Raw genomic sequence first — 15,645 nt, forward strand, 5'->3', positions numbered from 1 at the left:
CGAACCGACCGAAGCGGAATCCCGGCGCGCGTCCTCGGGGGCAGCCGAACCGGCCTTCCCCGCGGAACCAACACCAGGCGCCCCGGCCGCCGGCTTCACGGCGCGGAACACGGCGGTGCGCTCACTGTCGCCCGAACCCTCCGCATCCGGCGACCGGTCGGCAGCAGGCTTGCCCGAACCGACCGAAGCGGAATCCCGGCGCGCGTCCTCGGGGGCAGCCGAACCGGCCTTCCCCGCGGAACCAACACCAGGCGCCCCGGCCGCCGGCTTCACCGCACGGAACACAGCCGTGCGCTCACTGTCGCCCTGCTTCGCCGCGTCCTGGGCAGGCTTCTCAGCGGCGTCGGTCGGCTTCACGGCGCGGAACACGGCGGTGCGCTCACTGTCGTCCGAACCCTCCGCATCCGGCGACCGATCGGCAACGGGCTTGCCCGCACCGACCGAAGCGGAATCCCGGCGCGCGTCCTCGGGGGCAGCCGAACCGGCCTTCCCGGCGGAACCAGCACCAGGCGCCCCGGCCGCCGGCTTCACCGCACGGAACACAGCCGTGCGCTCGCTGTCGCCCGAACCCTCCCCGTCCGACGACCGATCGGCAACGGGCTTGTCCACGCCCGCCGAAGCGGAATCCCGAACCACCGGCCGAGCACCCCCAGCAGGGGCACCGGCCGGCTTCGCGGGATCCACCCGCCCGGAAGGCCCGGCAGGGGCCCCCGGCTCCTCGTCGGAGACGGGGTCGTCGGCAGTGGCGACCCACGCCGCCACCGCCTCCCGCAGCGGATCCCGCTGCGCGGAATCGGACTCGGGCTCGGGCTCCCGCTCCGGGCCCGGGTCCGGCTCGGCGGCGGCGCCGTCGGCGCGGCCGCCTGAACCGCCCTCAGGATCCCTAGGCCGGAACACCGAAAGCCTGGGATCGCGCTCCGCGGAGGTCTCCGCCGCCCCCGGCGCTGCTTCATCTACCGACTTGTCGGGGGACTCGCCCGCCACCAGTTCCTCCTCGATCGCCGCCACGTCCGGCTGTCCGAATGTCTAACAGTGTCCCGTCTAGGGGGCATCGCCCCCGTGCTAGACGAGAACGACATAGCTGCGGGTTCCCCCACAAAGCGGCCAGGCGCTCTCGACAGATGAATGTGAGAGGCGTCACCCTGTCACTCATCCACGCGGGGAGGCATGGATGGGCAGGAGCCGCAGAACAATTCCGGAGGAGCTTCTGCTGCTCGCTTTGGACCCGGCCACGGGTACCACGGCGCAGCCGCAGTCGCTCGACCTCGGCCTGGCCGGGGCACAGCTAGTGGAGCTGGCTCTGGCAGGACGGATAGCCCCTGACGGGGATCGTATCGCCGTGGTGATGCCACGGCCGACAGGAGATCCGACATTGGACTCCGCACTGGAACTGCTGCGCAGGCGCGGCAGCCCGGTACGGGCCGTCCACTGGATTGGTGGACCCCGACTGGGGCTCCGCCAGATTTACCTCGCCCACCTGGAGCGTTGCGGCATGGTTCATGCCGTCGCGGGACAGATGTGCGGGGTGCTGCCGACGACTCGCTACCAGGCGACGGACACGGCGATCAGCCGGGAGATCCGTAACCGGCTGGACAGTGCGATCCGCACCGGCGTACCGCCGGACCCGCGGACCGCGGCGCTTGCCGCACTGGCCCACGCGGTCGGACTCGGCAAGCACCTGTACCCCGGCAACGAAGGGCGTTCGTCCAGGTCCCGGCTGCGGGATCTGATCCGGCACGACCCGATGGGCGGTCTCGTGGCGCATGCCGTGATGGACGTCCAGAACGGCGTGGGTGCACAGCCACGCCGTGACCGCGCCCCAGTACCGCCCACCGCCCGGGCCACGACCACGGCCACCGCCACCGCAAGCGGTGTTCCGCTACAGCCACGCCGGACGGGTGCGATGGCCCGCGTGGCCGCACACTGATCGACCCGCAGCACCGCAGCACCGCAGCACCGCAGCACCAGTCTCGGATTCACAGCTCCACAGCTCCACAGCAACGCCATCGCCGCAACCGACGTCCGCAATGACCCGGTTCGGGAGCCGCCAGTGCGCGGGGTGGCGAGGCCGGTTCGCCGGTCTCGCCACCCCGCGCGTCTGTTTTCCCGGCCGTTCCCGAGCGGCGGCCCGTGCTTCGGTGGCAGTCTGCTCATCATCAAGCACGCAGAGAGACAGAAACAAAAGAAGGCGGAGGTGCCGTTCACGTGGCGTCCAATGTCAATCCCACCGTCCGACGCCGCCGACTGGGCATGGAGTTGCGCAAGCTCCGCGAGGACAAAGGCATGACGGCCGAGCAGGTCGCCGAACGCCTGCTGGTCTCCCAGTCGAAGATCAGCCGACTGGAGAACGGTCGCCGTTCCATCAGCCAGCGCGATGTCCGCGACCTGTGCGACGTGTACGAGGTCGAGGACCGCCGGCTCGTCGACTCCCTCATGCAGATGGCCAAGGATTCCCGCCAGCAGGGCTGGTGGCACGCCTTCGGCGACATCCCGTACAGCGTCTACATCGGCTTGGAAACGGACGCCGCCAGCCTGCGTACGTACGAGCCCCAGATGGTGCCCGGACTGCTCCAGACCCCGGAGTACGCCCATGCCCTCATCCGCGGCGCGCAGCCCGAGACGGCGGCGGCCGACGTGGACAAGCGGGTCCAGGTCCGGATGCACCGCCAGAAGCGGCTGTCGGAGACGGACAACAACAACGCGGAAGTCGGTCCGCTGCGCCTGTGGGCGGTCATCGACGAGGCGGCGCTGCGGCGGCACGTCGGCAACGCGCAGTTGATGATCCAGCAGTTGGAGTACCTGATAGAGCAGTCCGAGCAGCCGTACATCACCGTGCAGGTGATGCCTTTCTCGATGGGCGCGCACCCGGGCGTGAACGGCCAGTACTCCATTCTGGAATTCCCGGACGCCTCGGACTCGACCGTGGTCTACATCGAGGGCGTAACGAGCGATTTGTACCTGGAGAAGGCAAATGATGTTCAGAAATACAGTGTGATGTACGAGCATCTGCGGGCCCAGGCCCTCAACGTCGATCAGACCCGGCAGTTCATCGCCGAGATCATCGCCGCCTACGCGGGCAAGGACCAGTAGGCGGAGAAAGCGGGGAACAGGACAGTCGGCGAGGAGGGCCGGTACGGTACACCGCCGCCCCCCAGCCGCAGAAGGCCTGAATGGAATATGCCACTCGGTCGGGTGAATGAGTCCTTCACCCATCGGGCGGTGCGGGTAGCGTCGATCACGTCGGCGGGAAAACACAGAATTTTTGCCGACGCCCCCCTCGCACTCGCACCACTCGCTGAACCGGAGAGAAACATGGCAATTCGTCAGGGCGCTACGGAAAACTGGACCAAGTCCTCCTACTCCGGCCCCAACGGCGCCTGCGTCGAGGTCAAGTCCCCCGCCGTGGAAGCCATCGCGGTCCGCGACTCGAAGGTGCAGGACGGCCCGTCCCTCACGTTCGCGCCGGGCTCCTGGACCTCGTTCGTCGCCGATGTCGTCGCCGAGGGCCGACTGGGGCGCCTCGTCTGAACGTCACCATGTGCGCCCCAACCGACCGATCTGCACGACCCGCTCAGCCCGCACCAGCACCACCAGCACCACTGACTGGAGCCCTCTCGACCGGCCCGCCGTCTTGGCCGAGGGGGCTCGGCCATGTCCGCGTCCGGTCACCGCACTCCGGCATCACCGCATTCCGGCATCACCGCGTCACCGCAGCTGGTCGACGTAGCGATCCGTCCCCGGAACCGTCGGAATGAACGGCGCCACCAGCTCCACCCGCCCCCTCCCGGCCCCCGCGACCTCCGCGTCCAGCCCCTCGAAGCGCTCCCAGCACCCCCGCGGGTCCTCCTCCAGGAACCAGAGCAGGGTGAGGCGGGTGTCGACCCCCTCCACCTGCTTGACGTACGTCATCCGATCACCGGGCAGCGGCGTCGGCCGGAAGACCGTCACCATCGCGGCGGGCGAGCCGTCGAGCCGCTTCGGCAGGGCGCGTGAGCGCAGCCACTCCAGCAGCTCGGAACGCTGCTCCGGCCCGTCGGCGTCGATGACCTGGACGACGAGCCCGGCGTACGGGTGGTCGAGCGCGTGGAAGTCCCGCGGGCCGGCGGCTCCGTCGCGGTAGACCGTGGCCTCGTGGTCCTGGAAGGCCGTGAAGACGTGGGTGCGGTCCTGGTAGACCCGGCCGTCACGGTTGAGACGCTTGTTGATGCCGACGGTCCACTTCATGTGTTCGTCGTAGCGCCCCTCGGTCACCCAGTACGTCGAGAGGTAGCACCCGGCGGTGACCGGCTGGGCGACGGCCGACTTCTCGGGGTAGCGCAGCTCCTGGAGTTCGCGGGTGGCTACCCAGCGGCGGCCCGCGTACATCCAGGGCATGGCCATGGCACCGGCGTAGTAGTGGTCGTCCTCGTACCAGCGGTTGTACGCGTACTCGTGGCCCGGGTGCGGTTCCACCATGGTGATCAGCGCATGGCCGGGCCGGACACCGTACGGACCGACGGCCGCGAGCGCGGCGTAGTCGTCCACGAGGGTGTCCTGCTGCCGCTCCCCCTGTCGTTCCTGCTGTCGTTCCTGCTGCCGTTCCCACTGCTGCTCTCGCTGCTGCTGCTGCTCCTGCTCTCCTGTCGTCATGGGTACGGTCTAGCTGATGTGGCGTCAGATCGGGAGGGCCGGAACGGAGTCGGGAAGGTGGCAGGTACCGCCGTCCACGACCTGACACATACGTGCTGTCTGCATCTTTCTGCGGTTAGGATGCGCGCACCCACCTCCCGGAGGAGCCCCCCGTGTCCGCTGCCGCCGTCCTCACGTCGCCGCCACCCGCGTTCGCCGTCCGTGCCGCCTCGGTCGGAAGTTCGCCCGTACGCGAGATCCTCGCCCTCACCGAGCGCCCCGGGCTGATCTCCTTCGCCGGCGGACTGCCCGCGCCGGAGCTCTTCGACACCGAGGGGCTGCGCGCCGCGTACGACGCCGCCTTCGCCGTGTCGGCGCGTCGTGCGCTCCAGTACTCGACCACCGAAGGCGTACCGGAACTCCGCGCGGCGATAGCGGCCCGGGCGACCGCCCGCGCCCTGCCGACCTGCGCGGACGACGTACTGATCACCTCGGGCTCCCAGCAGGGCCTCACCCTCATCACGGCCGCGCTGGTCGAGCCCGGGGACGTGGTCCTGGTCGAGAACCCGACGTACCTCGCGGCGTTGCAGTGCTTCGGGCTCGCCGGAGCGCGGGTCGTGGCCGTGCCGTGCGACGAGGAGGGCATCATCCCCGACGCCCTCGCCGACCTCGTCGCGCGCGAACGCCCCAAGCTGCTCTACTCCGTCCCCACCTTCCAGAACCCGACCGGACGCACCCTGCCGGGAGCTCGTCGGGCGGCGGTTGCGGACATCGCGGCGCGCCTCGGGCTGTGGCTGGTGGAGGACGACCCGTACGGAGACCTCCGCTACGAGGGGTACGAGGTCCCCTGGCTCGCCGCCCACCCGGGAGCGGAGGACCGTACGGCTCTGCTCGGCAGCTTCTCGAAGGTCATGGCGCCCGGGCTGCGGCTCGGCTGGCTCCGGGCCCCGGCGGCGCTGCGCCGGGCGGCGGTCGTCGCGAAGCAGGCGGCCGACCTGCACACCTCCACGGTGGACCAGCTGGCCGCCGCGCACTACCTCGGCGCGGTGGACCTGGACGCCCACATCGCCACCGTCCGCACGGCGTACCGGGCGCGCCGGGACGCCCTGCTGGCGGGCCTGGGCGAAGCCCTCCCGCCGGGCTCTTCCTGGAACCGCCCGGAGGGCGGCATGTTCGTCTGGGCCCGCCTCCCCGAGGGCCACGACGCGACGGCCCTCCTCACCTCGGCGATCGCCCACGACGTGGCCTTCGTCCCGGGAGCCCCCTTCTTCACGGGCCCCCCGGACCCCCGTACCCTGCGCCTCTCCTTCACGACGCACACCCCGCGGGACATCACGGAGGGCCTGGCCAGACTGGGCCGCGCGGTGGGCTGAGAGAGGGCGGGGGGCGGGGTCGAGGGTCGGGGACCAGGGACCGGGACGGAATCGGCGCACATCGGTGGCCGTCAGCGGTCACACTTCCGCGACGCGGCGGGTCAGAGGAGTAACGAACGTACGACCCCGGCCGGAGCGAGCCCGCACCGGCAAGCCGATGGGAGCACCCCTGATGTCCACCGCCCACGTCATCGTCACCGTCCTTGCCGCCGCCATGGTGGGCTTCTCGGCCGCCTCCGTCTTCCTGCGCGCCAAGTGGGTCGTGGAGCCCATGGCCGACTACCGCATCCCCCTGCCTTGGCTGCCCTGGCTCGGCACGGCCAAGGCCGCGGGGGCGGCGGGCCTGCTGATCGGCCTGTTCGTGCCGGTCATCGGCGTCATGGCCGGTATCGCCCTCGTCCTCTACTTCGCCGGCGCGGTCGTCGCCGTCATCCGGGCGCGCTGGTACACCCACATCCCGTTCCCCCTGGTGTACGCCGCGCCCGTGATCGGCGCCCTGGCACTGGGCTTCAACTCCTGAGCCCCACCCCGCGGGGAGAGGAGTCGGGCGGTTCACCTGCGCCCCCGGCACCCATGGCCTCACCCCTTCACAACCCGGTCCCCCTCCCCTACCCTGACCCGCCTGACGCATAGTCAGATCACCAGGCCCGCCAGGTCCCCCCGCCCCCGGAGGCCGCCATGCTGCTGCAAGGGAAGACCGTCATCGTCTCCGGCGTCGGGGCCGGGCTCGGGCATCAGGTCGCCGCCGCCGTCGTGCGGGACGGCGGGAACGCCGTTCTCGGGGCGCGGACCGAGGCGAATCTCGCCAAGTCCGCCGCCGAGATCGATCCCGACGGCGCGCGCACCGCCTACCTCCCCACCGACATCACCGACGAGCAGCAGTGCGAGGCTCTCGCGGCGCTCGCCGCCGAGCGGTTCGGGGGTGTGGACGCGGTCGTGCACGTGGCCGCCTGGGACTCCTACTTCGGCGGGCTCGAAGACGCCGACTTCGGGACCTGGCTCCAGATCATCGACGTCAATCTGCTCGGCACCCTGCGGATGACGCGCGCCTGCCTCCCCGCCCTCAAGGCGGCCGGCGGCTCCGTCGTCATCATCGGCACCCAGTCCGCCGTCGCCTCGCCCTCCCAGGTGCGGCAGGCCGCCTACGCCGCCTCCAAGGGCGCTCTGACCTCGGCCATGTACTCCATGGCCCGAGAACTCGGCCCCCACCGGATCCGCGTCAACACCGTGCTGCCCGGCTGGATGTGGGGCCCGCCGGTGCAGGCCTTCGTCACCTTCACCGCCCACTCCGAGGGCGTCCCCGAAGCCGAGGTCCACGCCCGCCTCACCGAGCGCATGGCGCTGCCCGACCTCGCCACCGACGGGGACGTCGCCGACGCCGCCGTCTTCCTCGCCTCCGACCGGGCGCGGGCGATAACCGGCCAGTCACTGCTGGTCAACGCCGGTGAGCTGATGCGATGAGTCATCCCGTGCAGCGACCACCGGATCGTATGCTCACCGCATGACCACTCCGAGTGACGCTCCGACCGAAAACGCGACGCGCCGCGCTCTCCGGCGGGCCCGCGACGGCGTCGCGCTCGACGCGACCGAGGCGGCCGTACTCCTCCAGGCGCGCGGTGAAGCGCTGCGGGACCTCGCCGCCTCCGCCGCCCGGGTCCGCGACGCCGGCCTCGCCGCCGCCGGCCGCCCCGGCGTCATCACCTACTCGCGCAAGGTCTTCGTCCCCCTCACCCGTCTTTGCCGCGACAAGTGCCACTACTGCACCTTCGTCACCGTCCCCGGCAAGCTCCGCCGCGCCGGCCACGGCTTGTACCTGTCCCCCGACGAGGTCCTCGACATCGCCCGCCAGGGCGCGGCGATGGGCTGCAAGGAAGCCCTGTTCACGCTCGGCGACCGTCCCGAGGACCGCTGGCCCGAGGCGCGCGAGTGGCTGGACGCGCACGGCTACGACGACACCCTCGCCTACGTACGGGCCATGGCGATCAGGGTCCTGGAGGAGACGGGCCTGCTCCCCCACCTCAACCCCGGGGTCATGAGCTGGTCGGACCTCCAGCGCCTCAAGCCCGTCGCGCCGTCCATGGGCATGATGCTGGAGACCACCGCCACCCGCCTGTGGTCCGAGCCCGGTGGCCCCCACCACGGCTCCCCCGACAAGGAACCGGCCGTGCGGCTGCGCGTGCTGGAGGACGCGGGCCGTTCCAACGTGCCCTTCACCACCGGTGTCCTCATCGGCATCGGCGAGTCCTACGAGGAGCGCGCGGACGCCTTCTTCGAGCTGCGCCGGATCCAGCGCAGCTATCACGGCATCCAGGAGGTCATCGTCCAGAACTTCCGCGCCAAGCCGGACACCGCCATGCGCGGCATGCCGGACGCGGAGCTGGAGGAGCTGGCCGCCGCCGTCGCCGTCGCCCGGCACATCCTGGGCCCGAGTGCCCGGATCCAGGCGCCGCCGAATCTGGTGGACGCCGAGTACGCGCTGCTCATCGGCGCGGGCATCGACGACTGGGGCGGCGTCTCGCCGCTCACCCCCGACCACGTCAACCCCGAGCGCCCCTGGCCGCACATCGAGGAGCTGGCCGCGCGCACCGCCGCCGCCGGTTTCGAACTGCGCGAACGCCTCACCGTCTACCCGGAGTTCCTGCGGCGCGGCGAACCGTGGCTGGATCCCCGGCTGCTGCCGCACGTCCGCGCGCTGGCCGACGCGGAGAGCGGGCTCGCGGACGAGGGCGCGACGGTCGAGGGCAGGCCCTGGCAGGAGCCGGACGAGGGTTTCACCGCGTACGGGCGGACCGATCTGCACGCGACCATCGACACCGAGGGCCGCACCGGGGACCGGCGTGACGACTTCGACCACGTCTATGGCGACTGGGAGGCCCTGCGCGAGGCCGCCGTGCCCGGTATGGTCCCGGAGCGCATCGACACGGACGTGCGTGCCGCCCTCGCGCGGGCCGCCGACGACCCGACCGCTCTCACCGACGCGCAGGCGCTGGCGCTGCTGCACGCGGACGGGCCGGCGCTGGACGCCCTGTGCCGCGTCGCGGACGACCTGCGCAAGTCGGTGGTGGGCGAGGACGTCACGTACATCGTCACGCGGAACATCAACTTCACCAACGTCTGCTACACCGGCTGCCGCTTCTGCGCGTTCGCGCAGCGCCGCACGGACGCCGACGCGTACACGCTCTCCCTGGACCAGGTCGCGGACCGCGCCGCGCAGGCGTGGGACGTCGGCGCGGTCGAGGTGTGCATGCAGGGCGGCATCCACCCCGACCTGCCCGGGACGGCGTACTTCGACATCGCGCGGGCGGTGAAGGAGCGGGTCCCCGGCATGCACGTGCACGCCTTCTCGCCGATGGAGGTCGTCAACGGCGCGACCCGCACCGGAATGTCCGTACGGGACTGGCTGACGGCGGCCAAGGAGGCCGGGCTGGACTCGATTCCCGGGACGGCGGCGGAGATCCTGGACGACGAGGTCCGCTGGATCCTCACCAAGGGCAAACTCCCGACGGCGGACTGGATCGACGTGATCACCACTGCCCACGAACTCGGGATCCGGTCCTCGTCCACGATGATGTACGGCCATGTGGACCAGCCCCGGCACTGGCTCGGCCACTTCCGCACGCTGGCCCGGATCCAGCGGGCCGCGCGGGCGAAGGACGTGGCCGGCTTCACGGAGTTCGTGACGCTGCCGTTCATCCACACCAACGCGCCCGTGTACCTGGCGGGCATCGCCCGGCCCGGCCCGACCGTCCGCGACAACCGGGCCGTGACGGCGATGGCCCGGCTCCTGCTCCACCCGCACATCACCAACATTCAGACGAGCTGGGTGAAGCTGGGCGCGGAGGGTGCGGCCGAGATGCTGCGGTCCGGGGCGAACGATCTGGGCGGCACCCTGATGGAGGAGACCATCTCCCGTATGGCGGGGTCGAGTTACGGCTCGTACAAGTCGGTGCGGGACCTGATCGCGGTCGCGGAGGCGGCCGGGCGGCCCGCGAAGGCCCGTACGACGCTGTACGGGGAGGTGCCGCGGGAGCGCCAGGAGGCGGCCCGCGCCTCGGACGGGCACCTGCCGGAGCTGCTCCCCGTACTGGACTAGCGGTAGGGGGCCAGCCGTACGGGACGGCGCCGGGTCTGGCCGAAACCGGCCGACTCGAAGTCGACCGACAAAACGCGCCACTTGCCAGGTCCAGGGCGGTTCCCGGCCGGGGGCAGGCTGGAAGTGTTCGTTTTCCGGCCGATGTGCGCCTCCTTACAGCCCGCTTGGCGCACTCCTTCCGCTTCTGACCGAACCTGTCCACTACAGTGCGCGCCAGAGTCGGCGGGGGGAACAGCATGGACATGACGAGGTCTACGGGGGCCGCCGCGGGCCCGGCCATGCCGCCCGCACCCCCGTTCGCGATGGCGGGCCCCGCCGCGGCGGCCGAATCCCAGGAGTTGGGGTCGGTCGGCCTGCCCGCCGGGACCGCACCGGGCCCGGCCGCAGGCCAGGCGTCGGGGTCCACCGGCCTGCCTGCCGGGACGGCGGAGCCCGGGCCCGCCGCAGGCCGTCCGGACGCGGTCCCGGCGAAGCCGATGCCCGCCGCAGGCCGGGCGGTGGTCACCGGGCTGTGGGGGCGCGTCGAGCAGCAGGACTTTCGCAGCCGGGTCCGCGGGACGCTCCTCGGCTCCGCCCTCGGTGACGCCCTCGGCGCGCCCCTCGCCGCCCTCTCCCTCGACCGCATACGCGAGACCCACGGCCCGGACGGCCTCACCGCCCCCGCCCCCGCGTTCGGCCGCCGCGGCGCGGTCACCGCCTCCACCCAGCTCACCCTCTTCACCGTGGACGGGCTGATACGGGCCCACGTACGCCGGGACACCGGCGCCTGGCACCCGCCCACCGACGTCCACCGCGCGTACCTGCGCTGGGCCGCCACCCAGCGCGACTGGGGTCCCGACGAGCGCCGCAAGGACAACGGCTGGCTCGCGCAGGAGGAGTGGCTCTACGCCCGCCGCGCCCCCCGCCGCGCCTGCATGACCGGCTTCGGCGACGACGTCCTCGGCACCCTCGACCAGCCCAAGAACCCCGCCGCCCAGGACGCGGCCGCCGCCGCCCGCTCGGCTCCCTTCGGGCTGCTGGTCGGCTGGGATCCCGCCCTCGTGCTCCAACTCGCCGTCGAGTGCGCCGCGCAGAGCCACGGGCACCCCACCGCGTACCTTTCGGCGGGTGCCTTCGCCGTCATCGTCCACGGCCTGACGCGCGGCGACTCCCTGGATTCCGCCGTGCAGCGCACCCTCGGCCTGCTGGGTTCCCGCCCGGCCCACCAGCCCGTCACGGACGCCCTGCAGCGCGCGTTGTCGGCCGTCACCCTCGGCTCACCCGGCCCCGCGGCCGTGGAGGCCCTCGCCCCGAGCGACGGCCACGACGGCGCGGACGGCCCCGGCGGCCCCGACGGCCGCACCGCCGAGGACGCTCTCGCCGTCGCCCTGTACTGCGCCCTGGTCGCCGAGGACGTCGCGCACGGCCTGCGCCTGGCCGTCAACCACGGCGGCGACTCCGCCGCCACCGGCGCCCTGTGCGGGGCCCTGCTCGGCGCCCTGCACGGCGAGACCGCCCTCCCGGCCGCCTGGCTCGCCGACCTCGAAGGGCGTGCCACGCTGCTGGAGCTCTGCGACGACTTCGCCCTGGAGATGACCCAGGGCCCCTCCCTCCACGGCCCGGCCGGCGCGGCCCCGGGCTGGCTGGCCCGCTACCCGCGCGGCTGAAAGCGCGCACCCGGTTCGCGTACGGCGCCGCGACGCGGCGGGACGCCCCCTGCCACCGGCGCGCGGAACGCCGTACGTTGGCCGTCCCACACACCGGAGGTGCCCACGCATGCGGATCGCCACGACCGTCTTCCTCACCGACCGCACCATCGCCCCGGTCCGTCTGGCCCGCGCCCTGGAAGAGCGCGGGTTCTCCGGCCTCTACCTCCCGGAGCACACCCACATCCCGGTCAGCCGCGACACGGCCGCCCCCATGGGCGGGGAACTTCCCGAGATGTACGGGCACACCCTGGACCCCTTCGTGGCCCTCGGCCAGGCCTCCGCCGTGACCGAGCGGCTGCACCTCGGCACCGGCATCACCCTGGTCGCCCAGCACGATCCGATCGACCTCGCGAAGCAGATCGCCACCCTGGACCACCTCTCCGCCGGCCGCCTGACCCTCGGCATCGGCTACGGCTGGAACGTCGAGGAGGCCGCCGACCACGGCGTCGAGTGGAGCACCCGCCGCGAACTGGTCCGCGACCGGATGGGCTTGATGCGTGCGCTGTGGGCCCCCGAGCCGACGGCGTACGTCGGCCAGTACTGCTCCGTCCAGGCCAGCGCGGCCCACCCGAAGCCGGTCCAGGTCCCCCGCGAGCTCGGCCCCAGCGTCCCCCTCTACGGCCCCCGCACCCTCATCGGCGGCGCGGCCGGCCCGAAGCTCTTCGCGGCCATCGCCGACCACGCCGACGGCTGGCTCCCGATCGGCGGCCGCGGCCTCTCCGAGTCCCTCCCGGTCCTGCGCCAGGTCTGGGAGACCGCGGGCCGCGACCCGAAATCCCTCCAGGTGGTCCCGTACGCCGTCCACCCGAGCCCCGGAAAGCTCGCCCACTACGCCGACCTGGGCATCGAGGAGGTCGTCCTCCAGCTCCCCTCGGCGCCGGAACCGGAGATCCTGCGGGCACTGGACGACTTCGCGCAGTACCTGTGAGCTACGCACCGGCCTCTGCGCATCTGGTACGCATAGGGCATGAACGAGCCCGCCGACGAGGCCGAGAGCGCATGGCTGAACCGCCTGGCCGACGAAGCCGAGAGGGAGGGGACCGACGGCTCCGTGTCGGTATTCGGTCCGGATCACCGCGCACGGGGTCCAGTCACCCGTCGGCGGCCAGGCGGTGCCGAAGCTCCTCCTGCGAGACGTCTTCCAAGTGGGTCAGAAATACCCATACGTGACCTGAAGGGTCCTTGAGGATGACGGTGCGGTCACCGTGGAACATGTCCTTCGGCGGCTGGAGGATCTCAGCGCCGGCCGCCTCTGCGCGCTCAGCCAGGCTGTCGACGTCCGGCACGAAGACATGCAGCGTGACGGACGTGCCTCCGCCGAGTGAGCTCGGCGCGGCGAAAGAGGCGGCCTCCGCCTCGTCCACCCTGGCATCGCCCAGCATCAAGGCCGACCGCCCGATGGTGATCTCGGCGTGCAGAATCCCACCGCCCGGAGCGTCGATCCTGAAGTCCTCACGGGCGCCGAACGCCCGCTGGTAGAAATCGATCGCCGCGGCGGCGTCGCCGACCATGATGTGTGGGATCACGGCATAGCGGTAGCGGTCGGGGATCTCGATGTGGGCTGTGTGCTCGGTCACGGCGAACCTCCATGAACACCGCAGGGCGGTTCCTGCGGCTCTGGAAGGAACCTAGAAGCTCAAGTTTGGTTGAGGTCAAGCGTCGATGTGGTCCTGCAAGTGCCTGCCTGCAGGCGCCTGTAGGACCTGTCCGACCCATCGGAAGGCACAGCTCGCCTACTCGAGCGCTCGTCCGCCAACAGAAGCGTTGAGCCACATCAGGCATGCAGATCACGATCTACGGCTGGAGTACTAGGCAGGCCGCGCAAGCACCCCGGACGGCGAGGCCCCGCCCGGCGTGCCCGGCCGGCTGGTCGGGAGCTCGGCCCAGACCGTCTTGCCGATCAGGCGGTCCGTGACACCCCAGTCCGCGGCGATGCCCTCCACGATGCGCAGCCCGTAGCCCGACTCGGCCTGGTACTCCTGCGGCCGCACCGCGGGCCGGCGGTCGCGGCGGGCGTCGGACACCTCCACCCGCAGGACGCCCTCCAGCAGGGTCAGCTTCAGCTCGAAGTCCCGGCCGAGGACGCGGCCATGGGTCACCGCGTTGGCGGCGAGCTCGGAAACGAGCAGCCCCGCGTCGGCGGAGAGCGCGGTGGACTCGGGGATGCCCCAGTCGTGCAGCTCGACCAGGGTCAGCTGCCGGGCGAGGCGGGCCCCGCGCCGGGTGCAGCTGAAACGCTGCGTGAACATGCGTACGAGGGTCCGGGCGGAGCCGGAAGGTGCGGTCATGGCACCCAACGTCCCGTGTGGCCAGGCACGTTCCCAGCAGAACGACCGCTACTTTCCAAACTGTACGAGTCAACGCTCTGGACAGTAGCGGTCACCGTCCGTAAGCCTGTCTGCGGGAGGTGACCGCGATGGCGCATGCCGATGAGAGCGGTGACGGCGAGGTCGAGCCGGACAACGACCTGAGGAACTTCGGCGAGATGGTGAAGGCCTCACGCAAACGGGCCGGTTTGACCCAGGAGCAGATGGGCTCCGAGATCCGCTACTCGGTGCAGTACATCGGTTCGGTGGAACAGGGCCGCCGCCATCCGTCCACGAAGTTCGTGGACCGGGTAGAGGTGGCGCTGGATGCGTACGGGGTCATCCGCATCGCGGCGAAGCAGCTGACCCGGCGGCGGGGGCTGGCGAAGTGGTTCGTGCGGTGGGCAGAGCTGGAGGAGGAGGCGGTCACTCTCAATACGTACGAGTGCAGGTCGATTCCCGGGCTGTTACAGACCGAGGCCTACGCCCGCGCGTTGATCGAGAGCGTCTTGCCGCCGCCGACGCCGGAAGAGGTGGAGTCGCGCATCGTGGCCCGCCTGGCGCGTCAACGGCTGCTCTTCCGCACCCCCTTCACCGTCTTCAGCTTCATCGTCGACGAGTCGGTGCTGGAGAGGCAGACCGGCAGCCCGGAGGTGATGCGCGAACTTATCGACCACCTGTTGGAGATCGCGAAGCTGCCCAATGTCGATCTCCAGATCATGCCGAAGGTCAGCCCGCAGCACGCGGGCCTCGGCGGCCCCTTCCAACTCCTCGAAACCAGGGAGCACGAGTGGCTGGGCTACAGCGAGGGCCAACAGACAGGCCGCGTCATTCCCGACCCGAAAGACGTCAGCGTTCTCCACCAGCGGTATGCCAAACTTCGCATCCAGGCCCTCAATCCTGCGGACAGTGCGGGCCTGTTGATGCGAATGCGAGGATCCCTGTGAACAGCTCCCAGCTGCGGTGGTTCAAGAGCAGTTACAGCAGCGGCGACGGCGACAGCTGTGTCGAGGTCGCCCTCTCCTGGCGCAAGTCCACGTACAGCGGCAGCGAGGGCGACAGCTGCGTCGAAGTCGCCCTGCCCTGGCACAAGTCGACGTACAGCGGCAGCCAAGGCGACGACTGCGTCGAGGTCGCCACCTGCGCCGACACCATCCACATCCGGGACTCCAAGGTGACGGCCGGTCCCGAGCTGGCCGTGGCCTCCGCCAGCTGGACCGTCTTCCTGGACGGGATCACGGCCGGCCGCTGACCCGAAGCAAACCATCAGCTTCAGGCCATAGTTGTCGCGGGCGCCCACAAACGGGCGCCCCTCGGGCGGAGACGGTCCGCCCTGTCCGGCAGGGCGTGCGCTCCGGCGTGCGCCCCGGTCCGGTCCCTTCGCGACGGTCCATGACGGCCCGCGCGGTCGCAGGACCCCTGCTCGCGTCCCTGCGGCCGCCGCACCCGCCGCCCCGCGAACAGATGACCGGTAGTCGCCTGCGAGTCCGCCGCCCGACCGGCACCCGCACGCCGGTCCCGCACGCCCACCAGCGCATGTATGCGCCGTGTGAGAGAACGGTCGCCGCCGGTTCGTA

Annotated in this window: 14 protein-coding genes and 1 pseudogene; 11 read left to right on the forward strand and 4 right to left on the reverse strand. The window is 71.4% G+C overall.

The window, feature by feature from the left end:
• A pseudogene (locus tag ABZX75_RS08345) lies at positions 1-1,008 on the reverse strand (hypothetical protein); the annotation flags it as partial.
• Positions 1,009-1,171: 163 nt separating this feature from the next.
• Here ABZX75_RS08345 and ABZX75_RS08350 point away from each other — a divergent pair.
• From ABZX75_RS08350 to ABZX75_RS08360, 3 genes are all read left to right on the forward strand, one after another.
• A complete protein-coding gene (locus ABZX75_RS08350) occupies positions 1,172-1,927 on the forward strand; it encodes a GPP34 family phosphoprotein (RefSeq protein ID WP_355409146.1) in 756 nt (251 codons plus the stop codon).
• A 278-nt stretch (positions 1,928-2,205) separates the two neighbouring features.
• Positions 2,206-3,090, forward strand: coding sequence for a helix-turn-helix transcriptional regulator (locus tag ABZX75_RS08355; RefSeq protein WP_355409147.1), 885 nt, complete (start codon positions 2,206-2,208; stop codon positions 3,088-3,090).
• Positions 3,091-3,312: 222 nt separating this feature from the next.
• Positions 3,313-3,528 (forward strand): DUF397 domain-containing protein, encoded by a 216-nt coding sequence (locus ABZX75_RS08360; RefSeq protein WP_355409149.1) that lies wholly within the window; start codon positions 3,313-3,315, stop codon positions 3,526-3,528.
• A gap of 177 nt (positions 3,529-3,705) precedes the next feature.
• Here ABZX75_RS08360 and ABZX75_RS08365 read toward each other — a convergent pair whose 3' ends face one another.
• A complete protein-coding gene (locus tag ABZX75_RS08365; RefSeq protein ID WP_355409151.1) occupies positions 3,706-4,629 on the reverse strand; it encodes a hypothetical protein in 924 nt (307 codons plus the stop codon).
• A 152-nt stretch (positions 4,630-4,781) separates the two neighbouring features.
• Between ABZX75_RS08365 and ABZX75_RS08370 the strand changes: the two genes are divergently transcribed.
• From ABZX75_RS08370 to ABZX75_RS08395, 6 genes are all read left to right on the forward strand, one after another.
• Positions 4,782-5,981, forward strand: a complete 1,200-nt coding sequence (locus tag ABZX75_RS08370; protein ID WP_355409153.1) for a PLP-dependent aminotransferase family protein — start codon at positions 4,782-4,784, stop codon at positions 5,979-5,981.
• A 172-nt stretch (positions 5,982-6,153) separates the two neighbouring features.
• Entirely contained in the window at positions 6,154-6,501 is a 348-nt protein-coding gene (locus ABZX75_RS08375; protein WP_355409155.1) for a DoxX family protein, read from the forward strand.
• A gap of 158 nt (positions 6,502-6,659) precedes the next feature.
• Positions 6,660-7,442, forward strand: a complete 783-nt coding sequence (locus ABZX75_RS08380) for an SDR family oxidoreductase (protein WP_355409157.1) — start codon at positions 6,660-6,662, stop codon at positions 7,440-7,442.
• 40 nt (positions 7,443-7,482) lie between these two features.
• Positions 7,483-10,074, forward strand: a complete 2,592-nt coding sequence (locus tag ABZX75_RS08385; RefSeq protein WP_355409159.1) for a bifunctional FO biosynthesis protein CofGH — start codon at positions 7,483-7,485, stop codon at positions 10,072-10,074.
• Between the two features lie 476 nt (positions 10,075-10,550).
• Entirely contained in the window at positions 10,551-11,720 is a 1,170-nt protein-coding gene (locus ABZX75_RS08390; RefSeq protein ID WP_355409590.1) for an ADP-ribosylglycohydrolase family protein, read from the forward strand.
• Positions 11,721-11,829: 109 nt separating this feature from the next.
• Positions 11,830-12,690, forward strand: coding sequence for a TIGR03619 family F420-dependent LLM class oxidoreductase (locus ABZX75_RS08395; RefSeq protein WP_355409161.1), 861 nt, complete (start codon positions 11,830-11,832; stop codon positions 12,688-12,690).
• A gap of 163 nt (positions 12,691-12,853) precedes the next feature.
• On the opposite strand, the gene ABZX75_RS08400 is transcribed toward ABZX75_RS08395, so the two are convergent.
• Both ABZX75_RS08400 and ABZX75_RS08405 read right to left on the reverse strand, forming a co-directional pair.
• Positions 12,854-13,339, reverse strand: coding sequence for a VOC family protein (locus ABZX75_RS08400; RefSeq protein WP_355409163.1), 486 nt, complete (start codon positions 13,337-13,339; stop codon positions 12,854-12,856).
• A gap of 231 nt (positions 13,340-13,570) precedes the next feature.
• Positions 13,571-14,050 (reverse strand): ATP-binding protein, encoded by a 480-nt coding sequence (locus tag ABZX75_RS08405; RefSeq protein WP_355409165.1) that lies wholly within the window; start codon positions 14,048-14,050, stop codon positions 13,571-13,573.
• Positions 14,051-14,178: 128 nt separating this feature from the next.
• Here ABZX75_RS08405 and ABZX75_RS08410 point away from each other — a divergent pair, with 128 nt between their 5' ends.
• Together ABZX75_RS08410 and ABZX75_RS08415 are read left to right on the forward strand one after the other, a co-directional pair.
• The gene (locus tag ABZX75_RS08410) at positions 14,179-15,015 is read left to right on the forward strand and encodes a helix-turn-helix transcriptional regulator (protein ID WP_355409591.1); all 837 of its coding nucleotides are present in this window, start codon (positions 14,179-14,181) and stop codon (positions 15,013-15,015) included.
• Complete coding sequence (locus tag ABZX75_RS08415) at positions 15,012-15,320, forward strand: DUF397 domain-containing protein (RefSeq protein WP_355409167.1); 309 nt, start codon at positions 15,012-15,014, stop codon at positions 15,318-15,320. Before ABZX75_RS08410 ends, ABZX75_RS08415 begins: the two co-directional genes overlap by 4 nt.
• The last annotated feature ends 325 nt before the right edge of the window (positions 15,321-15,645 follow it).

It is taken from the genome of Streptomyces sp. NPDC003038, assembly GCF_040611115.1.
Classification (GTDB): Bacteria; Actinomycetota; Actinomycetes; order Streptomycetales; family Streptomycetaceae; genus Streptomyces.